Genomic DNA, 22,145 nt, shown 5'->3' with positions numbered 1-22,145 from the left:
GTTTATGCTACTTCTTCATCTTTTTCTTCTTTCTTCACAATAACTTGACGACCATTATATGTGCCATCAGCTAAAGATATATGATGAGGAAGTTTATATTCTCCTGTTTGAGAATCTACTACTACATTAATCTTACCAAGTGCAAGATGAGAGCGTCTCATATTACGTCTTGATTTTGATGTTTTCTTCTTTGGAACTGCCATATAGCCTCTTAAAAATTATACTTAATTTGTGAAAAAGTGTTTGTCAAATCGATTAAGCAGTATATTATACTTCCATTGCAAAATCTAGGTATTTCAAACATAAATTTTATGAAATTTTTTATAATTCGGACTTTTCTTGTTTCATCAATATTCTTTACATTATGTAGTTGTCAAACTATAGAATCAAGAGGGCAGTATGTAGATAATAATTTATTACCTACGCTTGAGAAGAGGAGGCTTAGTAAGTCCGAGGTAAAAGATTTAATTGGCACACCAACAATTATACCTGACTATACACCGAATACTTGGTATTATATTCAACGTTCTTTAGCTAGGAGAACATGGTTTAAACCAAAAGTGATTGAACAAAGAATAGTAAGAATTACTTTTAATAAAAATGATATAATTGAAGAAGTTTTAGTACTTAATGACTCACATAAAGAAGATATAATGTTAATTAAAGAATATACTAAAACTTATGGTACAGAATTAAATGGACTACAAAAGTTTGTAAAAAATATTGGTAGGTTTAATAAAACTACCGACGGAAAAAATAAGAAGAAACGATAAAATCATACTTGCAATATTTCATAGATACTGTATAAACTAGAACGCTCTGATTCTGAGAATATTAGATAATCTGAGAATGTTTTAGTTGCATGTTGATATCTTAGTTAAATGTTATCCCTGCGAAGGTAGCGGGATCTATAATATCTAATAGTCTTTTAGGCTATTTTTTTAGATTCCGCTACCTACGTGGGAATGACATTAAGGCTATCACCATTGCTATGGCTAAAACTTTCTTTGGTTAGCTATACCAAAGAGTTTATGGCCCCTTCGTCTAGTGGTTAGGACGTTACCCTTTCACGGTGAAAACACGGGTTCGAGTCCCGTAGGGGTCACCAGTATCTTTATGTGGTAAAAATGATGTCATCCTTGCGTAGACTTTGTCAACGTCGATCACTAGTATGTCATTCTTAGCAATGGCGGAAATCTATAATATCTAATAGCCTTTGCAGGCTATTTTTTGGATTCCCGCTTTTAGCTAGGAATAACCTACTCATGATCTACGCAGGCAAAGCTATATGCGGTCGTAAGAAACAACAATATAATTGTCGAATGTAATATATTGCTTGCAAAAACTTGAAAAGTGATAGATCACTTTTCAAGTTTTTATTTTTTTATGTAAAGTTTATGATTACTACACCTTAAGGATTATATGTCACAAGATTACATGTCACAAAAGCTTGGTTTTTGGTCAGTTTTGGGTTTAGTTATTGGTAGCCAACTTGGCACTGCTATTTTGATATTACCAGCAGGTTTAGCCCCATTTGGTATTTTTAGTTTAGTTGGATGGATAGTATCTTCCTGTGGTGCCATAATAATAGCACTTTTATTTGGTATACTTTGTGCACGATTTCCACAAACAGGTGGACCTCATGTTTATTTAAAGCAGGCATTTGGCAATGATGTAGCATTCTTCACTGGCTGGATTTATTGGATTATTTCATGGGTTAGTACAGCTGTAGTAGTTATTTCAGCTGTTACATATTTAACACCTTTAATTGGTGTGCATAATAGTTTTATATGCTTAATTCTGCAAATATTATTGTTATTTGCTGTTATGTTACTAAATTTTAAAGGTATAGGAGTAGCGGGGCGTGCTGAATTTATACTAGCAATGTTAAAATTTATTCCATTAATAATAATACCAGTTGTAGCATTATATCAGTTTGATAGTAATAATTTTGTTATGGATAAGAGAATGACTAATTTAACTTTTTCTCAAATTCTTGGTGAAGTAACGTTACTGACATTTTGGGGATTTATTGGTGTAGAGTCAGCAACTGCTCAAGCTGGTTCAGTAATTAACCCATCAAAAACAATACCAAGAGCAATAGTAATGGGTACACTCTGTGTGGCTATTTTATACCTTATTAATAGTATTGGAATAATTGGTTTAATTCCACGAGAAGATTTGATACATTCTAACGCCCCTTATGTAGATGCTACTCAAATAATTTTTAGCGGTCAGTGGCATCTACTTATTTCTTTGCTTGCTTCAATTATTTGCATTGGAACGTTAAATGCTTGGGTATTAATCAGCGGACAAATTGCTTTAGGATTAGCACAAGACGGTTTAATGCCATCTTTTTTTGCTAAGAAAAATAAAAATGGAGCTCCAATTTGGAGTTTGTTTGTAAGTTGCATTGGAATATTATTATTATTGATTAGTACAACAAATGAAGATTTGTCAGAACAAGTTACCGCAATAATTAGTTTTTCAGTTATCTCTTTTTTATTTGTATATCTAGCCTGTAGTGTAGCTTTTTTAAAATTACTGCTAGCAAAGTTAGAAGAATCTTCACTATATAAATGGTTAATTGCTTTCGGATCAATTGCTTTTTGCCTATGGATTATTTGTGAGACACCATTAAAGGTCATAATACCAGCTATCTCATTTATATTAAGCGGAGTACCGGTTTATTTTCTTTGGTATAAAAGGCAATAAATGCTTAAATTTTGTATATTGTTGTTAACTACACTATTATTACAAGGATGTAGCTCCCTACCAACAAGACGCTTTTAACTATTACTACTCAGCAATTACAAAAAGATCATAAACTAAATCACGGCACTTTAATTATACAATATAATTTAGCAGCACTAAGGGCACCGTCAAGTTAAGTAAAATAGTATCAAAAAGAGCTATATTTTTAGATTTCAGGCAGCAAGAAGTCTTTGAGTGGCTTCGTCCAAAATGGATTTAGCTGATGCAAATGCAATTCTTTGCTCAATTGCTGTTTTACTATATCTTCCAACATTTACGGCAAATATATTTCTGACTTTTCCCATCAGTGATAATTTACAGTGGGCTGAATTAGGATGCTTAAATTTAATTAATATCTTCTCGTTGCGCCTAGTTGGTTGATGAGCATTCTCAACACGATTATTTAGTCTTTTATGAGTGCGATGCTCAGTTTTAGGGCACATAAGCTTAATCGGCTTAATGTAACTTCTGAGCTTATCAGTAACAATTACTCTTGGAGCTGGATAATGACCCAATAATTTTGATAAAAAACGAATAGCTGATTTTTTATTACGACGCTTCTGCAGTAATACTTCTAATTCATGCCCCTCAGAGTCAACAGCTCTCCATAATATAAATACCTCGACTTTAATCTTAATATTCATCTCATCTAAATGCCATTTATCAGTTGGTTTCCTCTCTCGCTTTCTGATAACATCTTGAAAATAAACCGCAAATTTATTGCACCAAAATCTTACTGTCTCATGACTTAAAATAATACCTCGATAGGCCATCTGTTCTTGTACATCTCTGTAACTATTATTGAATCGATGATATAACCATACTGCATGGCTAATAATGATTACTGGAAAACGATGTCTCTTTGGGGATTGAATAATACACATAGCACTGAAATTTAGGTAACAATTGTCACTGATAATCTATAAATTATTCCCTACATTTGCTCAATACTTAATTTACATTTCTCTTAACTTGACGGTGCCGTGTGAGATTGTTATACCACCAAAATCTAACCGTAAAGTACAACGTGAATATGATAAACATACTTATAAGGAACGATATTTAATTGAGTGCTGATTTGGTAAAATCAAACATTTTAGGCGTATATTTTCTAGATTTGATAAGGCTCCAGCCACTTTCTTAGCTTTTCTAAATTTCGTTGGAACTTTAATATGGTTACGTTATAATTCTTGTCAACAGAACCTAGGTCCTTGCATACATTTTCTATCTAGCTTCTGTAAAGGTTTCATTTCTATAGTCTATATGTTCATTATTTTTAGGAAGTACCCACAAATTGAATAATTTTTGAGGAATTTCTGAGTAAAAGAGTAGCCAAGTAACCACAAACAGTACATAATATGTCCATGAGGAACGAAAGCAAATTTTGACAACAAAATTACCAAAAGGAATCTATTCGTGAACACTCCTTTTTGTTCTCGAATCCTCACTTGCATACCTACTATTACCTACATCTTTTAAAAGTCGTATATTTGAACCTACTGACGTCATATACGACGCCCCACAAATCTAGAATGTGGGTAATAGTAATAAGGCAGGGATAATACATCCTAGGCTATTAAACTATCTTTCATCGAGATTGGTATTACATAAAAGGCATACACAAGAAGCTAGAAGCTAATTCATATTTTTAATTTTTTGAGATAATCTACTGATTTTACGTGAGGCTGTATTTAATTTGATAATGTTTTTTGTTACACCTTTCATTATTTCAGATTGTGCAACAGTCAAAGCTAATTTAGCTGATTCTTTTGAGCCACTAATAACTTCTTGCAAAACTTTTTTTATATATGTTTTAATTCTACTTGACCTATTCTTATTTATTAAAGTTTTTTTTATTGTTTGTCTTATTGCCTTTTTTGCTGATGAATGATTAGCCATATTTATTATTTTCCTACAGATTTATTAGTTTTGTTCTTCATGGTTATGACTTTCTACTTTTGGGGTCATACAGCCTTTACTATTTACATCTCTATCAACGAACTCAATATAAGCTACTGATGCCATATCTCCATAACGAAAACCAGCCTTTATTATCCTAGTATAACCACCTGGACGTTCACTATATCTTTTACCTAAAACACTAATAAGTTTTTCAGTAGCAACTTTATCTTTGATTTTAGCAAGCAACATTCTTCTAGTCGCTAAATCAGATTTCTTGGCCTTAGTTATTAGTACTTCAATATATGGTCTAAGCTCTTTAGCCTTAGGTAAAGTTGTTTTTATTTGCTCATTCATCACAAGTGCAGCAGCCATATTAGCAAACATCGCCTGTCTATGACTACTTGTTCTATTAAGCTTTCTACCCTTAATTTTATGTCGCATGTTATTACCTTTTTATTAACCTCAATTCAATATAAGAATTGTTAATTCTTATATCGAATTGGCTTGTTATAAGGAAAAATGCATTCTTGAAGCGGATTTTACGAATGCATTTTAATCTATTACCACTAAATAATCTTATTCTTATATCATATAAAAATTAAGATTATTAGCAAATTAATATTTAACAATCAGGTGATGAACTGCTTCAAACCTGATTGTTTCTATATGTATCCCTGAATTAGATATAACCTGTTACATCTAATTCAGGTTTTATTAATATGGATCTTCATAACGCTTAGATAGTTCCTGAATATTTTCTGGAGGCCATCCTGGTATGTCCATACCAAATTTTAAACCAAAGCCTGATAATATATCCTTAATCTCATTAAGAGACTTTCTACCAAAGTTTTGAGTTCTAAGCATTTCTGCTTCTGTTTTGATAACAAGATCACCTATATAAATTATATTTTCATTTTTTAAACAATTCTGAGATCTAACAGATAATTCTAATTCCTCGACTTTCTTCAACAACACTGGATTAAATACTAATTCTTCTAACTTATCCTGTTTATCTTCTGTTTGTTCTTCAAATGTAATAAATAATTGTAACTGATCTTGCAGAATTCTAGCAGCAAGTGCTATAGACATCTCCGGAGAAATACTACCATTAGTTTCAACGGTCATAATCAATTTGTCATAATCTGTAACTTGACCAACACGTGTATTATCAACTTTATAGGTAACCTTTCTTACAGGACTGAATAACGCATCTATTGGGATAACACCAATCGCTAATTCCGAACCAACGCTGATTGCAGCGGGAACATACCCTTTTCCTGTCTCACACACTAATTCCATTTCAAGCTGAGCCCCTTTTGCCAAAGTACAAATCACATGGTTAGGGGTTAGTACCTCCACATCATGCCCTGTTCCAATCATCCCAGCAGTTACAACGCAAGGACCAGTAGCACTTAATCTGACAATCTTTCTTTCCGAAGAATGCATCTTAACGACCACAGACTTAAGATTCAAAACTACATCAACTAAATCTTCCTTAACCCCAGGTATAGCAGAAAATTCATGCACCACCCCTAGTATCTTTATTGATGTTATTGCAGCACCCTGAAGAGATGAGAGTAGAATTCGCCTCATAGCATTACCTATTGTTAAACCAAAGCCTCTCTCTAAAGGTTCAACCACAATTTTTACTATATTACTACTCTTATCAGGACTGTCATAAACTATCTTAGAAGGTTTTATTAATGCACTCCAGTTTTTATTTAATGATAACATTATTTACCTATGCCCCTATACTCTTCTTCTTTTTGGTGCTCTAACACCGTTATGTGCAACAGATGAAACATCTAAAACTGACGTAACTATAAAATTTTGACTAAATACCGCACGCATAGCCGATTCCCTTTGAGCCCCTGCACCTTGCACTCTAATTGAAACAGTTTTCAGACCGTGTTCTTTTGCAACTTCTGAGGCTTTATCAACAGTTATTTGAGCAGCATAAGGCGTAGCTTTTCTAGCCCCCTTAAAACCATGTGTACCTGCTGTTGAAAAAGCTATAGCATTACCTTGCATGTCCGTAAAAGTAACAATAGTATTATTAAAAGTTGTCTTTATATGAACAACACCAAGAGTGATATTTTTTCTTTTTTTCTTGACCTTAGTATTAGCCTGACTCATCATTATACCATATTACTTTGTAACTTTTTTCTTACCGGCAATCGCAACAGCTTTACCTTTTCTTGTTCGAGCATTAGAATGAGTATTCTGACCTCGAACAGGCAACTTTCTTATATGTCTAAGACCTTGGTAACTTCTAATATCCTTTTTCTTCTTGATATTAAGGTTCACCTCTCTTCTTAAATCACCTTCTACTTTATATTCTTTTTCAATAATATTACGTAAAATAATAAGCTCTTGATCTGTTAAGTCTTTGACCCTTTTACTTTCAGATATTCCAGTTTTTCGACAAATCTCTTCTGCAGCAGAAAAACCAAGCCCATAAATATACGTTAAGCTCACTACTAATCTTTTGTTTGCTGGAATATTAACACCCGCTATTCTTGCCACAAATAATCTCCAAAATTTCGATAATAACCAAAAGGGAATAATATAAAAATATCCCTTAAAGTCAAATCATTTTTAATACTTTATATAAAACAAGCTCTACTTCTTCTTTATCCTTATTTGCATCAACAACATAGAATTCACTATTATCTCTATAATAGTTAAGTAACGGATAAGTTTCTATTTTATATTCTTCTATTCTTTGCGTAATAGTCTGTTCATCATCATCTTGTCTGTGCATAAATTTATCTGATCCACAAACATCACAGACATTATCAACCTTAGGTTTAATGAAATAACTATTATAAATTTGTCCACAATTTTCACAATTAAACCTACCTAGAATCCTCTTGATAATCACTTGATCGTCTATGTCAAAAAACACAACTTTAATCTTTTGATTAGCAAACATTCTTAGAAAATTCGCTTGCTCTAAATTACGAGGATAACCATCTAGAACATAACCGTTGTTATATATATCCTGAGTTAAAAACTCCTTAACTACATTATTCACCAATTTAGGAGGGACAAGTTTTCCTTGTGCCATATACTCTTTAATTAACAAACCATCCTTGTTATTAATCTTTACCATTTGCCTGAATATATCACCAGTAGACACATGAGGTAAATTTAACTTTCTTGCCAATAACTGCCCTTGAGTTCCCTTCCCTGAACCAGGAGACCCTATAAGCACTATAATCATTTGACACTCTTCTTTAAACATAACATAATATATACCCTCCACTAAGTTAAAATGTATAATTTTTGCTTTAAAGAATTGTTTTTTTATAATATAAGTTAGTTTTTTAACTTCATTTTTTTAATTAATCCCTTATACTTACTGCTAAATAAATGAGTTTGAATTTGTACAAATGTATCTAGAACAACATTAACAACAATTAAAAAACTTGTACCCCCTAAGGCAAAAGATACGGCATATTTATTCATTAACATTTCAGGAACTATACATATAAAACTAAGATATATACCACCTATTACAGTTAACCTAGTTAACAAATAATCAAAATATTCCGCAGTATTCTTACCAGGTCTTTTGCCAGGAATATATGCCCCGTATTTTCTTAAGTTATTTGCTGTTTCTTCTGAATTAAAAACTACTGCTGTATAAAAAAAACTAAAAAACATTATCAACGCAACATACAACAAAATATATAAAGGCTTCCCATGCCCTAGATGGAAAGTTAATAAACTCATAATTTCTGAATTATTGCTAGAAAAATTAGCTATTGTCACAGGAAACAATAAAATCGAACTAGCAAATATTGGCGGAATTACCCCAGAAGTATTAAGTTTAAGAGGCATATGAGTCGAATCACCACCATAAATTTTATTACCAACTTGTCTTTTTGGATATTGTACCAAAACTTTTCTCTGTGCCTTCTCAAAGAAAATTATTATAGCTATAATTACAATAACTCCTAAACAAATAGCCATAACTACTATCGGAGACAAACCACCACTTCTTGACAACTCAAACATGCTTATAATACCACTTGGTACACCCGACACTATACCTATAAATATAATTAAGGACGATCCATTACCAATACCTCTACCAGTAATCTGTTCACCAAGCCACATTAAGAACATAGTACCTACAACTAAAGTAATAACGGTAGTAACCTTAAAAAAAAGCCCCGGTATAATAACTACTGAACCTACATTAGTCACAACATGTTCCAAACTTACTGCAACACCATATGCCTGAAAAGAAGCTAATAAAACAGTTAAATACCTAGATAATTGATTGATTTTCCTTTTACCAACCTCACCTTCTTTTTTTAAATTCTCTAAAGGCTTGTAGGCTATTGACATTAATTGAATGATAATTGAAGCAGTTATATATGGCATAATTGCTAAAGCAAAAATAGACATTCTACCTAGGGATCCCCCAGATAGCATATTAAACATACCAAGTATACCCGATTGATTTTGTTCAGCCACGCTGCTTAATGCAACCGAATCAATACCCGCTATAGGAATAAATGACCCAAATCTACATACTATAAGAGCCAAAATAGTAAAAATAATCCTATTAGCTAAGTCTTTATTAGATTTTTGTGTGGAATTTAAACTCATAAATTACAATATTTGACCACCAACTTGTTCTATTAACTTCTTAGCAGAGCTAGAATAAGCATCTAATTGAAATGATAAGGGACTATTAAAATCACCACTGCTAACAGATAATAACTTAACCAATAAGTTAGTATTCTTAATTAACCCGACTTCAACTAATCTATCCTTTGTTACAACTTCTGTTGAGTTCAAACGATTTTCTGCTATTAAAAATTCTATATCAGCAATATTTACTACACTATATTTCTTAGAACTAGGACAGTTAAAGCCTCTCTTTGGCAATCTTTTAATCATAGGCATCTGCCCCCCTTCAAAACCTTTGATAGCTACACCAGATCTAGATTTCTGTCCCTTAACACCTCTGCCACATGTTTTACCTTTACCACTACCAATACCGCGACCTACTCTTTTTTTATCTTTCTTGGCACCAAAATTGTTATATAACTCATTTAATTTCATTTTCTAAACTCTAATTTATTCTAATTTATATTTTCTACTTTTAACAAATGTTGTACCTTCTTGATCATCCCTCTAACAGAGTGTGTATCTTTCAAAATAACAGATTTATGCATTTTATTTAGACCTAAACCTACCAAGGTTTCTTCCTGATCATATTTACGACCTATACTACTACCAATTTGGGTAACTTTAACCTTTACCTCATTCACTTTTTCTTGATTACTACTCATAAATTCCTACAACCCAATTATTACTTTACTTTAAATATAAAGACTCACTATAGCCCGTTGCTTCAAAGCCCCATTCACACGCAAATTTGGGATAAAAATTTGTCAATTCTTATCCCAAATTCGGTGAAATTATCGAAACAATCAGATTTGAGACGGCTCTGCATCTGATTGTTAAATTAATATTTTGCTAAAAACATGATTTTAATCTTTTAAAATTAGCTTAAGGTTTAAAATATATTCACAAAATCATTTTAAGAATGCATTTTTCTTTATTTTTTAGATTCTGCTACCTACCAAATCAAAACTTCTTAAGTTGACACTCATGAGCCTACGCTGGAAGGACTATTACACTACTTAAACTTGCACACTTGGTTCTGATATTATTTGTTGCCCTTTTGTAGATTTAGTTGATATCTCATTTATTCTTTTTCCTCTCCTTTCAGCAATATTCTTTGGAGAAGAGAGTTGAGATAACGCATCAAAAGTTGCAGCAATCATCGCATATACATTACTAGAACCCAAAGATTTGGCAACAATATCATGAACTCCTAAAGAATCAAAAATTGCCCTCATAGCACCGCCAGCGATAACACCAGTACCGGCTTTGGCTCTCCTTAAAATGACTTTAGCTGCTCCGCTTTTACCAATGACATCATGATGAATAGTCCTATTTTGATAAAGAGGAATTTTAATCATATCTTGCCTTGCTTCTTGAGTAGCCTTAGCTCTAGCTTCTGTTACCTCTTTCGCTTTGCCATGACCATAACCAACCTTACCGGCTTTATCACCAGCAACAATACAAGCAGAAAAAGAGAATTTTCTACCCCCCTTTACTACTTTAGTAACTCTGTTTACATCCACCAAAGTTTCTGTTAGTGCTTCACCCGTATTTTTTTTAGCTTTAGCCATTTCTTAAACCTAAAATTAAAATTTCATTTTTTTTCTTGCTGCATCAGCTAAAGCCTTAACAACACCATGATATTTATAACCACCCTTATCGAATACAACTTCTTGCACCCCTTTAAGCGATGATCTTTCGCCTATTAAATCACCTACTTTCGTGGCTGTACCAATATTACAGTTGGATTTTTTTAACTGTCTAATTTCTTTATCTAAAGTCGAAGCAGATGCAATAGTTATTGATTGTTTGTCATCTATGACTTGTGCATATATGTGCTTTCCAGACTTAAAAATAGACAGCCTGAGTCTGTTTGATTTTGATATCTTAGACCTTACTCTAGCCTTTCTTATATCAAACTTTAACTTTGAACTACGCATATTGAACTCTTAAATTTTAATTTTTCTTACCTTCTTTTCTCTGAACATATTGACCTTTGCGTTTAATACCTTTACCTTTATATGGTTCAGGTGGTCTCTGCTTTATAATAATTGATATAAACTGACCTAATTTTTCTTTATCAACACTTTCCAATATAATCTGATTTTGTTTAGGAGTGGTAACTTTAATATTTTGAGGTATTTCTACTTTAGTATTATGACTTTTAGCAAGCATTAAGTTTAAATATTTATCCTTCACCAAAGCCTTATAACCAACGCCATTGACTTCAAGCTCTTCTGTAAAACCTTCTTTAACACCTTTTATCATACTATTTATTATACTTCGTGCCGTACCCCACATAGATCTAGCACTTTTAGTCTCTGCTAATGGTTTTACAAAAAGCTGATTATCTTGCAATAAAATTGCTATATTTCCTGCGAAAGTTTTTGTTAATTCTCCCTTGGGACCAACAACATTAACTTTCAACCCATCAAGTTCAACTTTCACCCCTTCAGGCACAGGGACTGGTAATTTTCCAATACGTGACATCTTTATACCTTAAAACACTTTACAAATTACTTCACCGCCAATTTTTTGGCTATGTACTTCTCTATCTGATAAAACTCCTCTAGAAGTAGAAAGAATATAAATACCCATATTGTTATAATATCCTTTTAATTTATCAATAGAAGAATAAATCCTCTTACCTGGTTTTGAAACTCTACTTATTTCACATATAGCAGGTTTTCCATTAACAGAATATTTTAGATCCACTTCAATATGACTTATATTACCATCCTTGACAACTACATACTCTTTTATATAACCTTCTTTTTTTAAAACATCCAAAATAGCACATTTTATTTTTGAACAAGGTAGAGATATATTCATCAATTTACTTTTTTGACCATTTCTAATTCTAGTCAACATATCCGCTATATTATCTGTCATTGACATACGATAAACCTACTATTTTAACCTCAATTCGATATAAAAATTCTTATATCGAATTGGCTTTGTTATAAGAAAAAGTGTACCCTTGAAGCGACTTTTACGAGTACATTTCAACTTTTTTCATCATTCAATGGGTGATTTTAATTATTAAAACCACCTATTGAATAGAATATTACATTTTAACAATCAGGTACTGAACCGCTTCAAACCTGATTGTTTCTACTTAACCCTTGAATTCGATATAATAAGTTATATTGAATTCAAGCTATTTTACCAACTTGCTTTAATCAAACCAGGAACTAATCCCTTACTACCAAGATCTCTCAGCTTATTTCGCGATAGACCAAATTTACTATACACTCCTCTTGGACGTCCAGTAAGCTCACACCGATTTCGAACTCTATTCATAGCTGAGTTTCTAGGTAACTTAGCTAAAACCATCACTAACGAAAATCTTTCTTCCAAAGATAAAGTTTTATCGTAAATCTTGTCCTTTAATTTAGCACGCTTGTTATATAAACTTTGTGCCATCTTTTTTCTTCTATTATTCTTTTTTATAGAACTTACTTTAGCCATCTATTTTTCTTCTAAAAATTAATTATAAAAAGGTAAATTAAAGCCAGAAAGTAATAATTTACCTTCTTCATTATTCATAGCACTTGTAACAATCGTGATATCCATACCACGAATTACATCTATCTTGTCGTAATTAATCTCTGGAAAAACAATCTGTTCTTTTATACCAAAAGTAAAATTACCTCTACCATCAAAGCTTTTGCTTGAGAAACCTCTAAATTCTTTAATACGCGGTAGAGCAACGATTACTAATCTCTCTAAAAAATCATACATTCTATCTTTGCGCAGAGTAACTTTACAACCAACTTTCATACCTTCACGAAGCTTAAAAGTAGCAATAGACTTTTTGGCCTCAGTTACTAAAGGCTTTTGTCCTGAAATTAGAGTTAGATCATTGACAGCATTATTAATTATCTTAGAATCTGCAACCGTCTCACCAACACCCATATTAACAACAATTTTTACAACCTTAGGCATTTGATGTTTATTCTTGTACGCAAACTCTTTCTGTAAGTTTGGTACAATCTCCTTAGTGTATAAATCTTTAAACCTGAGCAACATTACTTACCTTCCTTATTACTAATAATTTCACCAGACTTCTTAGCTACTCTTACTTTAGAGCCATCTTCTAGAAATTTAAAAGCAACTTTTGTATGGTTACCTGTTTTAGGATCTATGTGAGCAACATTGGATATATGTATGGATAATTCCTTTGACACTATGCCACCTTCACTTGTTTTACTCGCCTTAACATGCTTGCGAACAATATTTATACCCGAAACAATAGCTCTATTTTGCTCAGGCAAAACCTGTAAGACCTTACCCTTTTTTCCCTTATCTTTTCCAGTGATAACAATAACTTCATCACCTTTCTTAATTTTTAGCTTAATCATTACAACACCTCTTCTGCAAGTGACATAATCTTAACGAATTTTTTTGCCCTTAATTCTCTAGTTACAGGACCAAAAACTCTTGTACTTATTGGTTCTCCTTGCTTATTTAAAAGTACTGCTGCATTAGAATCAAACTTAATTGTACTACCATCTGCCCTTCTAACACCCTTTTTTGTTCTAACAATTAGAGCCCTATGTACATCACCTTTTTTTACTTTTCCGCTTGGTAAAGCTTCTTTTATAGATACCACAATGACATCCCCAAGATTTGCTATCATGTGATGTGAACCACCAAGCACTTTAATACACATAATTTTTTTAGCACCAGAGTTATCCGCAACATCTAAGATGCTCTGAATCTGAATCATAACTTACTTCCACTTGAGAATTTAATAACGCAACAAAATAAACAATCTAAATAACAAAGTCAAAGAATAAAACTCACCATGCTGTGACAACCAAACCTATCATTAGAGAGACACCTTTACATCCCCTAACACCATCCAAGACTTAGTTTTAGATATAGGACGACTTTCAACTATACTAACCTTATCACCATCCTTATAAGTATTCTCTGGATCATGAGCAGCATATTTTTTAGAGACTTTTACAATTTTTTTGTATATAGGATGCTTAAACCTACGCTCTACTTTAACTGTAATAGTCTTATCAGTTTTTGAACTTACAACAACGCCCTGTAGCACTCTTTTCGGCATTTCCCTATTCTCCAGTTTTTGATCTTATAGTTAACTCTGTATTAATACGAGCTATTGTTTTTTTTACAAAAGAAAACCTGCTAGTATTTTGTAATTCACCTAATGTTCTTTGAAACCGTAGATTAAAAAACTCTTTTTTAAACAAAATTCTCTTTTTGTGAAGCTCTTCCGTAGTCTGCCCAACCAATTCCTTTGCTAATACCCCTAAATTATTCATAACGCCTCACTATCTTTGTTCTTACAGGCAATTTTGCACTAGCAAGCTCAAGTGCTTTCGTCGCTATATCATCTGTAACCCCTTCCACTTCAAACATAATTCTTCCAGGTGATACTCTCACTGCAAAAAATTCAGTAGAACCTTTTCCTTTACCCATTCTAACTTCCGCAGGCTTCTTTGACACAGGCAAATCAGGAAAAATTTTAATCCATAATCTCCCCTGCCTTTTCATACAACGAACTGCAGCCTTTCTTGCTGCCTCTATTTGTCTTGCGGTAACCCTTAAACCATCTAACGATTTCAAGCCAAAAGAACCGAAAGCTAGCATAGTACCAGCCTTTGCTTTTGAGGAAACTCTCCCCTTATGTGCTTTTCTAAATTTTTGTTTTTTCGGAGCTAACATTATTTTACTTCAAAATTAATTATGTTTCTTTCTATTTTCCACATGATCACCCCTATAGACCCAAACCTTTATACCTATAACTCCATAAGTTGTCATAGCTTCAGCAGTCGCATAGTCAATATCAGCTCTCAAAGTATGTAAAGGTACTCTACCTTCTCTATACCACTCTGTTCTCGCTATTTCAGCTCCAGCTAAACGTCCAGAACAAGCAACCTTTATACCTAACCCTCCTTGCTTAAAGCATGCTTGGATAGCGGTTTTCATAGCTTTTCTAAAAGACACTCTTTTTTCAAGCTGCATAGCAATCGTTTGAGCAATAATGTTAGAGTCTATATTAGGCTTCTTTACTTCATGTATGTTAATATATATTTCTTCTAAACCCGTAATTTTTTGGACAGATTTTTTTAATTTATCAATGTCGTTACCACTTTTACCTATAATAACTCCAGGCTTTTTAGCAAAAATATTAATTATAACATTCTTATTAGAAGACCTCTCTATTAATACTCTACTAACTTGTGCTTGCACATAGTTCTTATTAACTAGATTTCTAACCTCTAAATCTTGGATAAGAAGGACTTTATACTGCTTCTTATCAGCATATAACACCGAGTCCCAACCTTTAATTAATGTCGGACCAACTCTAAAGCCATGCGGATTAACTTTTTGCCCCATATCTTATTTCCCCTCAACTTCAGTAACTGTAATATATAAATTACTAAAAAATTTATTAATCCTTGTTACTCTTCCTTTAGCTCTTGGCATAATTCTTTTCATCACCAACGCCTTACCTACAGTTGCAGAAGTAATAAACAAAGTATCAATATCTAAACCAAAATTATTTTCAGCATTAGCAACAGCAGACTGTAAACATTTTTTTACATCTTGAGCAATTCTTCTAGGGGAAAAGGTAAGCTGAATTAGAGCCTCAGACACTTTCATATTCCTAATAGAAGTTGCAACCAAATTCAATTTCCTCGGACTCACTCTAAGAGACTTAGCAATTGCTGTAGTAGAGCCTTTATTCACCTTCACCATATCTATTTTCTCTTAACTTTTTTATCTGTGCCATGACCATGAAAAGTCCTAGTTGGAGAAAATTCACCTAATTTTTTACCAACCATTTCTTCACTTACAGTAACAGGTATAAATTTATTTCCATTATGTACAGCAAATGTTATTCCAACAAAAAATGGTAAAATTGTTGACCTTCTAGACCAAGTCTGAATCATTTCTGATTTACCAGATTCAATCAATTTTTGTACTTTTTTTATCAGATAACCATCTACAAAAGGTCCTTTCCAAACTGAACGAGCCATAATTACTACCTAATTACTTTCTTCTCTTAATAATAAATTTTGATGTAAGCTTATTCTTACGTGTTTTCTTACCCTTAGTTGGGAAACCCCATGGAGTCACTGGATGGCGACCACCAGAAGTTTTTCCTTCTCCTCCCCCATGTGGGTGATCGACTGGATTCATTGCAACACCACGAACATGTGGTCTCCAACCTAGCCATCTATTTCTTCCGGCCTTACCTAATTTGGTATTTTTTTGATCAGGGTTTGAAACAACACCTATGGTAGCCTTACAATCTAACGGTATCAATCTAAATTCTCCAGATCGAAGCTTGATCTGTGCATAACCCGAATCCTTACCTACTAAATTAACAGAAGTACCAGCAGATCTTGCAATTTGACCACCTTTACCAACTTTCATTTCTACATTATGTAAAGTAGTACCAACAGGAATAGATTTCAAAGATAAACAATTTCCTACTTTTATGTCAGTGTTATCACTTGATACTATTCTATCTCCTACAATAAGCTTTTGTGGTGCTAAAATATAAGAATACTCACCATCATCGAATTTAATTAAAGCAATGAAGGAAGTTCTATTAGGATCATATTCTATTCTTTCAACAGTGGCAAATATATCCTGTTTATTTCTTTTAAAATCGATTATACGATAAAGTCTTTTATGCCCTCCTCCTCTATGCCAAGAAGTGGTTCTACCCAAATTATTTCTACCACCAGTCTTAGATAAACCTTTAGTTAAAGGTTTATGAGGCTTACCCTTCCAAAGATCAGATTTATCAACCTGTACTAATTCTCTAAGGGATGGAGTAACTGGATTAAACTTTTTTAAAGCCATTTATTTAATACCCCCAGTAAAATCAATAGTATAATCTTTTTCTAACGTCACAATTGCTTTCTTTTTATCTGATTGTCTGCCATTAACACCCTTGAATCTTTTTCTCTTACCTTTTACATTCATTATGTTAACTTTTTTAACCTTAACCTGAAAAATCTTTTCAACAGCCATCTTGATAGAAGCTTTCTCAGCACTACCAGCAACATGAAAAGTAAACTTATTTTGTTGCTCAGATAAAATATTGGTCTTCTCAGTGATCACAGGATTCCTAATAATATCATAATGTTTATAAGACTTCACTTTAACCTCTTTTCTAAAGCATCTACAGCTTCTTGTGATAACAAAACATAATCATGGCGTATTATATCATAAACATTTGCACCAATTTGCGGTACTGAAATAGTATTTGGAATATTTTGTACTGCCAAAGAAAAATTGATATCAACTTCATCACCACTAACAATAAAATAACTTTTACCATGAAAATTATTTAATAATTTTATAAGATTAGAAGTTTTGGATTCATGTAATTTTAAAGAATCTACTATTAGCAGCTTTCCCTCAGCCAATTTTTCTGATAAAGCATGTTTTAAACCAAGTTTTCTAACTTTTTTTGGTAATTTTGTAGCATGACTCCTTGTTACTGGACCGTGAGAAACTCCACCACCTCTCATTTGGACAGATCTTAAAGATCCTTGCCTTGCATTACCCGTACCTTTTTGCTTAAAAGGTTTCTTTGTAGTACCAGATACTTGCGACACTGTCTTTGTTTGATGTGTACCAGCCATAGCTTTAGCTCTCTGCCAATCAACAACAAGCTTGATAATATCTTCCCTAACAAAATCTACAGCAAAAACTTCGTTATCTAAATCAATCTCACCAACAGCTTCATTTTCAAGATTTAATAATTTGGCTTTCATATAGTTTATCCTATAGCTGTAATAGTTTTCTTAATAGCATCCTTAATGTAGACATAAGATCGTTTTGAACCGGGAATATTTCCACTAACTATGATTATGCTTTTTTCCATATCAGTATCGACTACTTTCAAATTTTGAATAGTAACTCTTGTATTTCCCATGTGACCAGCCATTTTCTTATTCTTAAATACTTTACCAGGATCTTGTCTACCACCAGTAGAACCATGCGAACGGTGAGACACAGATACACCATGTGAAGCTTCAAGTCCTCTAAAATTATGCCTTTTCATACTACCAGCAAAACCTTTACCAATAGTAGTACCTACAACATCTATAAACTGACCAATAACAAAATGATCCACATGCAATACAAAACCTATATCAAGGAAACAAGCTTCAGAAATTCTAAATTCCTTCAATTTTTCCTTTGGCGTAACTTGAGCATTAGCAAATACCTGCTTCATTGGTTTTGTTACTTTAGATAATTTTTTATCTTTTACCCCAATAACCAAAGCATTATAGCCATCCCTTTCTAGGGTCTTTTGTCCTACTACTTGGCAATCTTCAACTTGTAGAAAAGTAACGGTAGATCTCTCACCTTTTTCATTAAAAATTGAACTCATACCAATTTTTTTAGCAATTAAACCGGTTCTCATCACTCAACACTCTCTAACTTAATCTCAACATCAACACCAGTAGGCAAATCAACTGTTTTTAAAGCATCAACAGTCTGAGGAGTTGGATAACTTATTATCAAAAGTCTTTTCTGAATTCTAATCTCAAATTGCTCCCTTGATTTTTTATTGACATGCGGAGACCTATTAACAGTAAATCTCTCAATTGTCCTTGGCAACGGAATTGGACCAATTATATCAGCACCGGTTCTTTTAACAGCCCCTACTATTTCTCTAGTACCTTGCTCAAGCGAGCGGTGATCAAACGACTTTAAATAAATTTTGATTTTTTGATTATTTTTCATTAACTAAACCTTTTTATAAACAGCTAGACCAGTCAAAGCACATTCTTTAATAGACTTACTCTAATTAAACATATTTTGCCTAACCCTAAAAAAATAGTCATCCTGAACTTTTTCAGGATGACTATTTCTTATTATTTTATAATCTTTGATACTACACCAGCTCCTACTGTCCTACCACCTTCACGTATAGCAAAACGTACGCCCTCTTCCATAGCTATCGGAGCGATCAATACAATTTTCAGATTCGCATTATCACCAGGCATCACCATTGTTTTACCATCTTTCAAAGTGATTTCTCCAGTTACGTCAGTCGTTCTAAAATAAAACTGTGGTCGATATTTATCTGTAAATGCTGTATGACGACCACCTTCTTTCGTGGTAAGTACATAAACTTCAGCTGCAAACTCAGTATGCGGAGTTATACTTCCAGGCTTAGCTAACACCTGACCTCTGCATACATCTTCCCTTTTAGTTCCACGCAGTAATATACCAACATTATCACCGGCTTCACCTTGATCTAATAGCTTCTTAAACATTTCCACACCAGTACAAGTAGTTTTTTGAGTATCTCTTATACCGACAATCTCTACCTCTTCACCAACTTTTACTATACCTTTTTCGATTCTACCAGTAACAACCGTACCTCTTCCAGAAATAGAAAATACATCTTCTATCGACATTAAGAAAGGTTTATCTGTATCTCTCTTAGGTTGAGGTATATATTCATCAATAGCATTCATCAACTCTTTAATCGCAGCTTCACCTTCAGGTTTTCCTTCTAGAGCCTGTAAAGCTGAACCTCTGATAACTGGTATATCATCTCCAGGAAAATCATACATTGATAAAAGTTCTCTGACTTCCATTTCTACTAAGTCAAGCAATTCTGGATCATCAACCATATCAACTTTATTCAAAAATACAACTATTGCAGGTACGCCAACTTGCTTAGCAAGCAATATATGTTCCCTTGTTTGGGGCATTGGACCATCAGCAGCAGATACTACCAATATAGCAGCATCCATTTGAGCTGCACCACTTATCATATTCTTTATATAATCTGCGTGACCAGGACAATCAATGTGAGCATAATGCCTTTTTTTAGTTCTATATTCAACGTGAGCAGTAGCAATAGTTATACCCCTTTCCCTCTCTTCAGGAGCTTTATCAATGTCATCATAATTAGTAGCCTGTGCTCCACCTTCTTTTGATAACACTAAAGTTATTGCAGCTGTTAAAGAAGTCTTACCATGATCTACGTGTCCTATAGTACCTATATTACAATGGGGTAGATCCCTTTCAAATTTTACCTTTGCCATAATTCATTCTCCACAATTTAAGATTTAATACAATTTAACATAAAAATACAAATTTATCCAATTTCCAATTATCACCAATACTCTTGGAGCGGGTGATGGGAATCGAACCCACGTGACCAGCTTGGAAGGCTGGAGCTCTACCATTGAGCTACACCCGCGTATCTACCTAACCAACTTGTGGTGGAGGAAGAAGGATTCGAACCTTCGTACGCTCACGCGGGCAGATTTACAGTCTGCTGCCATTGACCACTCGGCCATTCCTCCAAAGAATTTACGCAAGTATTAAATGGTCTAATTAAACGTAAAGCATATATATAACTTAGTATAAGTACCAACAAATCTTTTTTGCTCTTTTCCAAGGACATTTGAACTTCGGGCTACAATCCTTTATAAATAAGGATACAACCCTTTAATACATCAGTATTATTCCATGCACATCGCATGGGTATCAACTTAAGAAGTCTCGATATCCTTCCCGCGGCAGCAATTCAAAAAACAACCTAAATGGCTGTTAGGTATCATGGACTTGCCTACATGGGAAGAACATATTTTTTGTTATAAAGCTGAAACTCAAATGACCCCGGCTCTTTTCTCTTGAACTATCCTAGGTTCTGTGAACGTTTCTATGTAATGAGTAGATTTATAGGCATTTTCGCTCGTAGAACCGTAGCGTACTAAATGTACGTGAGGATTCGAGAACGAAAATAACGACGAAATCGACCATTAGATAGAAACGTTCACAGAACCTAAATAAGCTAATATTAAACTTACATTACTTCAGAACGTTTATCAGTTGTAACTTTCTATAATAAATAGTAGTTTGTGTCAAGAATAAATTACTCTAGGTTCTAATAAGATGAGAAATAAAGCTAAAATTTCTAAAGATTTGCACTATATATACGGCAAACATCCAGTATTTGCAGCATTAAGCAACCCAAAACGTTATATTCAAAATGTTTTATGTACAGAAGATATTTTCAATTTGCACAAAAATTTAATCTCTAACCACCCATATGAGATTACCAACATAGATTACTTAACCAGTCTTTTTGGTTCAAATCATAATCATCAGGGAATAGCCGCTAACGTTAAAAGTATCTTCTCTAATCGTATTGAAGATATTGACATAACTATTCCTAATTGTAAAGTTGCTATTTTGGATCAAATAACCGATCCACAAAATATTGGTGCTATTATTCGTAGCGCAGCTTCTTTTGACATCACGACCATAATATTACCTCTAGATAATGCACCTGATGAAAATGCTACCATAGCAAAAACAGCTTCTGGAGCTTTAGAAGTAGTACAAATGGTTAAAGTCACTAATTTAAGGTGGTCAATAGAATATCTAAAAAAACATGGGTTTTGGATTATTGGTCTTGATGGCAATGCAAAACAATCTTTAAGTACAAAAATATTTTCAGATAAAATGGCAATAGTACTTGGTTCTGAAGATAAAGGAATCAGACGTCTAGTTAAAGAAGCATGTGATCACTTAGTTAAAATACCCATTTCAAGTAAAGTAGAAAGCTTAAATGTCTCAAATGCTGCTGCAATAGCGTTTTATTTAATTTCATGAGACTCTTGATGTCATTCCCTCTTCGGTAAGGAATCCATATTTTTAGTAGGAGGAATTCTACCAATCATTTCATCTAGTGATATTTGAAAATGATCCGCTAGGGCTATTATAATTTGACTATTTAAAGTTTTTTTACTAACGTCCACACCAATATAAGTTGTTGTCATATAGAGCCTCATGATTTATATTAA

General features: G+C 33.2%; 36 protein-coding genes and 3 tRNA genes. 5 read left to right on the top strand and 34 right to left on the bottom strand.

Annotated features, from left to right (window positions below):
* Positions 1-2 precede the first annotated feature (2 nt).
* Complete coding sequence (rpmF, locus tag ACFE3K_RS01805) at positions 3-203, bottom strand: 50S ribosomal protein L32 (protein ID WP_341751317.1); 201 nt, start codon at positions 201-203, stop codon at positions 3-5.
* Positions 204-311: 108 nt separating this feature from the next.
* Between rpmF and ACFE3K_RS01800 the strand changes: the two genes are divergently transcribed.
* The 3 genes from ACFE3K_RS01800 to ACFE3K_RS01790 all read left to right on the top strand — a co-directional run bounded on the left by ACFE3K_RS01800 (position 312) and on the right by ACFE3K_RS01790 (position 2,715).
* Positions 312-773 (top strand): outer membrane protein assembly factor BamE, encoded by a 462-nt coding sequence (locus ACFE3K_RS01800; protein WP_375359121.1) that lies wholly within the window; start codon positions 312-314, stop codon positions 771-773.
* 260 nt (positions 774-1,033) lie between these two features.
* Positions 1,034-1,108: transfer RNA gene (locus ACFE3K_RS01795), tRNA-Glu, on the top strand.
* 329 nt (positions 1,109-1,437) lie between these two features.
* Positions 1,438-2,715 carry an APC family permease gene (locus ACFE3K_RS01790; protein WP_375359449.1) on the top strand — a complete coding sequence of 426 codons (1,278 nt, stop codon included), beginning with the start codon at positions 1,438-1,440 and terminating at the stop codon, positions 2,713-2,715.
* Positions 2,716-2,927: 212 nt separating this feature from the next.
* On the opposite strand, the gene ACFE3K_RS01785 is transcribed toward ACFE3K_RS01790, so the two are convergent.
* Entirely contained in the window at positions 2,928-3,638 is a 711-nt protein-coding gene (locus ACFE3K_RS01785; protein ID WP_375359120.1) for an IS6 family transposase, read from the bottom strand.
* 22 nt (positions 3,639-3,660) lie between these two features.
* Between ACFE3K_RS01785 and ACFE3K_RS01780 the strand changes: the two genes are divergently transcribed.
* A complete protein-coding gene (locus ACFE3K_RS01780; RefSeq protein ID WP_375359119.1) occupies positions 3,661-3,831 on the top strand; it encodes a hypothetical protein in 171 nt (56 codons plus the stop codon).
* A gap of 558 nt (positions 3,832-4,389) precedes the next feature.
* On the opposite strand, the gene rpsT is transcribed toward ACFE3K_RS01780, so the two are convergent.
* The 31 genes from rpsT to ACFE3K_RS01625 form a co-directional block, all read right to left on the bottom strand.
* Positions 4,390-4,653: a 30S ribosomal protein S20 gene (gene rpsT, locus ACFE3K_RS01775; RefSeq protein ID WP_341748197.1), complete on the bottom strand. Its 264-nt coding sequence runs from the start codon at positions 4,651-4,653 to the stop codon at positions 4,390-4,392.
* 24 nt (positions 4,654-4,677) lie between these two features.
* Entirely contained in the window at positions 4,678-5,097 is a 420-nt protein-coding gene (rplQ, locus tag ACFE3K_RS01770) for a 50S ribosomal protein L17 (protein ID WP_341748196.1), read from the bottom strand.
* Between the two features lie 273 nt (positions 5,098-5,370).
* Entirely contained in the window at positions 5,371-6,390 is a 1,020-nt protein-coding gene (locus tag ACFE3K_RS01765; RefSeq protein WP_375359118.1) for a DNA-directed RNA polymerase subunit alpha, read from the bottom strand.
* A 15-nt stretch (positions 6,391-6,405) separates the two neighbouring features.
* Positions 6,406-6,792, bottom strand: coding sequence for a 30S ribosomal protein S11 (rpsK, locus tag ACFE3K_RS01760; protein ID WP_375359117.1), 387 nt, complete (start codon positions 6,790-6,792; stop codon positions 6,406-6,408).
* Positions 6,793-6,804: 12 nt separating this feature from the next.
* Positions 6,805-7,182, bottom strand: coding sequence for a 30S ribosomal protein S13 (rpsM, locus tag ACFE3K_RS01755; protein WP_375359116.1), 378 nt, complete (start codon positions 7,180-7,182; stop codon positions 6,805-6,807).
* A 61-nt stretch (positions 7,183-7,243) separates the two neighbouring features.
* Complete coding sequence (locus tag ACFE3K_RS01750) at positions 7,244-7,882, bottom strand: adenylate kinase (RefSeq protein ID WP_375359448.1); 639 nt, start codon at positions 7,880-7,882, stop codon at positions 7,244-7,246.
* A gap of 95 nt (positions 7,883-7,977) precedes the next feature.
* Positions 7,978-9,279, bottom strand: a complete 1,302-nt coding sequence (secY, locus tag ACFE3K_RS01745; protein WP_375359115.1) for a preprotein translocase subunit SecY — start codon at positions 9,277-9,279, stop codon at positions 7,978-7,980.
* A gap of 3 nt (positions 9,280-9,282) precedes the next feature.
* A complete protein-coding gene (gene rplO, locus ACFE3K_RS01740; RefSeq protein WP_375359114.1) occupies positions 9,283-9,738 on the bottom strand; it encodes a 50S ribosomal protein L15 in 456 nt (151 codons plus the stop codon).
* 20 nt (positions 9,739-9,758) lie between these two features.
* Entirely contained in the window at positions 9,759-9,968 is a 210-nt protein-coding gene (gene rpmD, locus ACFE3K_RS01735) for a 50S ribosomal protein L30 (protein ID WP_375359113.1), read from the bottom strand.
* A gap of 354 nt (positions 9,969-10,322) precedes the next feature.
* On the bottom strand, positions 10,323-10,877 hold the full coding sequence (gene rpsE, locus ACFE3K_RS01730) for a 30S ribosomal protein S5 (protein ID WP_375359112.1): 555 nt from the start codon (positions 10,875-10,877) through the stop codon (positions 10,323-10,325).
* Between the two features lie 15 nt (positions 10,878-10,892).
* Entirely contained in the window at positions 10,893-11,246 is a 354-nt protein-coding gene (gene rplR / locus ACFE3K_RS01725) for a 50S ribosomal protein L18 (protein WP_375359111.1), read from the bottom strand.
* 16 nt (positions 11,247-11,262) lie between these two features.
* Entirely contained in the window at positions 11,263-11,796 is a 534-nt protein-coding gene (rplF, locus tag ACFE3K_RS01720) for a 50S ribosomal protein L6 (protein ID WP_375359110.1), read from the bottom strand.
* A 9-nt stretch (positions 11,797-11,805) separates the two neighbouring features.
* Entirely contained in the window at positions 11,806-12,204 is a 399-nt protein-coding gene (gene rpsH / locus ACFE3K_RS01715; protein ID WP_375359109.1) for a 30S ribosomal protein S8, read from the bottom strand.
* A gap of 267 nt (positions 12,205-12,471) precedes the next feature.
* Positions 12,472-12,777 carry a 30S ribosomal protein S14 gene (gene rpsN / locus ACFE3K_RS01710; RefSeq protein WP_375359108.1) on the bottom strand — a complete coding sequence of 102 codons (306 nt, stop codon included), beginning with the start codon at positions 12,775-12,777 and terminating at the stop codon, positions 12,472-12,474.
* 18 nt (positions 12,778-12,795) lie between these two features.
* On the bottom strand, positions 12,796-13,335 hold the full coding sequence (gene rplE / locus ACFE3K_RS01705) for a 50S ribosomal protein L5 (RefSeq protein ID WP_375359106.1): 540 nt from the start codon (positions 13,333-13,335) through the stop codon (positions 12,796-12,798).
* A gap of 2 nt (positions 13,336-13,337) precedes the next feature.
* Positions 13,338-13,670, bottom strand: coding sequence for a 50S ribosomal protein L24 (rplX, locus tag ACFE3K_RS01700; RefSeq protein WP_375359105.1), 333 nt, complete (start codon positions 13,668-13,670; stop codon positions 13,338-13,340).
* Positions 13,670-14,038 (bottom strand): 50S ribosomal protein L14, encoded by a 369-nt coding sequence (gene rplN / locus ACFE3K_RS01695; RefSeq protein ID WP_375359104.1) that lies wholly within the window; start codon positions 14,036-14,038, stop codon positions 13,670-13,672. The genes rplX and rplN overlap by 1 nt, the downstream gene beginning before the upstream one ends.
* Before the next feature lie 102 nt (positions 14,039-14,140).
* Entirely contained in the window at positions 14,141-14,386 is a 246-nt protein-coding gene (gene rpsQ / locus ACFE3K_RS01690; RefSeq protein ID WP_375359103.1) for a 30S ribosomal protein S17, read from the bottom strand.
* A 4-nt stretch (positions 14,387-14,390) separates the two neighbouring features.
* Positions 14,391-14,603, bottom strand: coding sequence for a 50S ribosomal protein L29 (rpmC, locus tag ACFE3K_RS01685; protein ID WP_375359102.1), 213 nt, complete (start codon positions 14,601-14,603; stop codon positions 14,391-14,393).
* Positions 14,596-15,006: a 50S ribosomal protein L16 gene (gene rplP / locus ACFE3K_RS01680; protein ID WP_341748179.1), complete on the bottom strand. Its 411-nt coding sequence runs from the start codon at positions 15,004-15,006 to the stop codon at positions 14,596-14,598. The genes rpmC and rplP overlap by 8 nt, the downstream gene beginning before the upstream one ends.
* A 15-nt stretch (positions 15,007-15,021) precedes the next feature.
* Positions 15,022-15,681 (bottom strand): 30S ribosomal protein S3, encoded by a 660-nt coding sequence (gene rpsC / locus ACFE3K_RS01675; RefSeq protein WP_342271302.1) that lies wholly within the window; start codon positions 15,679-15,681, stop codon positions 15,022-15,024.
* A 3-nt stretch (positions 15,682-15,684) separates the two neighbouring features.
* Complete coding sequence (gene rplV, locus ACFE3K_RS01670; RefSeq protein ID WP_375359101.1) at positions 15,685-16,044, bottom strand: 50S ribosomal protein L22; 360 nt, start codon at positions 16,042-16,044, stop codon at positions 15,685-15,687.
* 2 nt (positions 16,045-16,046) lie between these two features.
* Complete coding sequence (gene rpsS, locus ACFE3K_RS01665) at positions 16,047-16,325, bottom strand: 30S ribosomal protein S19 (protein WP_341748176.1); 279 nt, start codon at positions 16,323-16,325, stop codon at positions 16,047-16,049.
* Positions 16,326-16,338: 13 nt separating this feature from the next.
* Positions 16,339-17,160: a 50S ribosomal protein L2 gene (gene rplB / locus ACFE3K_RS01660; protein ID WP_375359100.1), complete on the bottom strand. Its 822-nt coding sequence runs from the start codon at positions 17,158-17,160 to the stop codon at positions 16,339-16,341.
* A complete protein-coding gene (gene rplW / locus ACFE3K_RS01655; RefSeq protein WP_341748174.1) occupies positions 17,161-17,460 on the bottom strand; it encodes a 50S ribosomal protein L23 in 300 nt (99 codons plus the stop codon).
* Positions 17,457-18,080 (bottom strand): 50S ribosomal protein L4, encoded by a 624-nt coding sequence (gene rplD, locus ACFE3K_RS01650; protein WP_341748173.1) that lies wholly within the window; start codon positions 18,078-18,080, stop codon positions 17,457-17,459. The genes rplW and rplD overlap by 4 nt, the downstream gene beginning before the upstream one ends.
* A gap of 5 nt (positions 18,081-18,085) precedes the next feature.
* Positions 18,086-18,736, bottom strand: a complete 651-nt coding sequence (gene rplC / locus ACFE3K_RS01645) for a 50S ribosomal protein L3 (RefSeq protein ID WP_375359099.1) — start codon at positions 18,734-18,736, stop codon at positions 18,086-18,088.
* Positions 18,736-19,059 carry a 30S ribosomal protein S10 gene (rpsJ, locus tag ACFE3K_RS01640; RefSeq protein WP_375359098.1) on the bottom strand — a complete coding sequence of 108 codons (324 nt, stop codon included), beginning with the start codon at positions 19,057-19,059 and terminating at the stop codon, positions 18,736-18,738. Before rpsJ ends, rplC begins: the two co-directional genes overlap by 1 nt.
* A gap of 131 nt (positions 19,060-19,190) precedes the next feature.
* Positions 19,191-20,375: an elongation factor Tu gene (tuf, locus tag ACFE3K_RS01635; RefSeq protein ID WP_375359097.1), complete on the bottom strand. Its 1,185-nt coding sequence runs from the start codon at positions 20,373-20,375 to the stop codon at positions 19,191-19,193.
* 84 nt (positions 20,376-20,459) lie between these two features.
* Positions 20,460-20,533: transfer RNA gene (locus tag ACFE3K_RS01630), tRNA-Gly, on the bottom strand.
* 20 nt (positions 20,534-20,553) lie between these two features.
* Positions 20,554-20,639 (bottom strand) — tRNA-Tyr (locus ACFE3K_RS01625).
* A gap of 592 nt (positions 20,640-21,231) precedes the next feature.
* Between ACFE3K_RS01625 and rlmB the strand changes: the two genes are divergently transcribed.
* A complete protein-coding gene (gene rlmB / locus ACFE3K_RS01620; RefSeq protein ID WP_375359096.1) occupies positions 21,232-21,954 on the top strand; it encodes a 23S rRNA (guanosine(2251)-2'-O)-methyltransferase RlmB in 723 nt (240 codons plus the stop codon).
* 11 nt (positions 21,955-21,965) lie between these two features.
* Here rlmB and ACFE3K_RS01615 read toward each other — a convergent pair whose 3' ends face one another.
* Positions 21,966-22,121, bottom strand: a complete 156-nt coding sequence (locus ACFE3K_RS01615) for a hypothetical protein (protein WP_341755302.1) — start codon at positions 22,119-22,121, stop codon at positions 21,966-21,968.
* Between the last annotated feature and the right edge of the window lie 24 nt (positions 22,122-22,145).

This window comes from Candidatus Tisiphia endosymbiont of Neophilaenus lineatus, from assembly GCF_964264975.1.
Taxonomy (GTDB): Bacteria; Pseudomonadota; Alphaproteobacteria; order Rickettsiales; family Rickettsiaceae; genus Tisiphia.
This window is presented reverse-complemented; position numbering and strand designations above follow the sequence as displayed.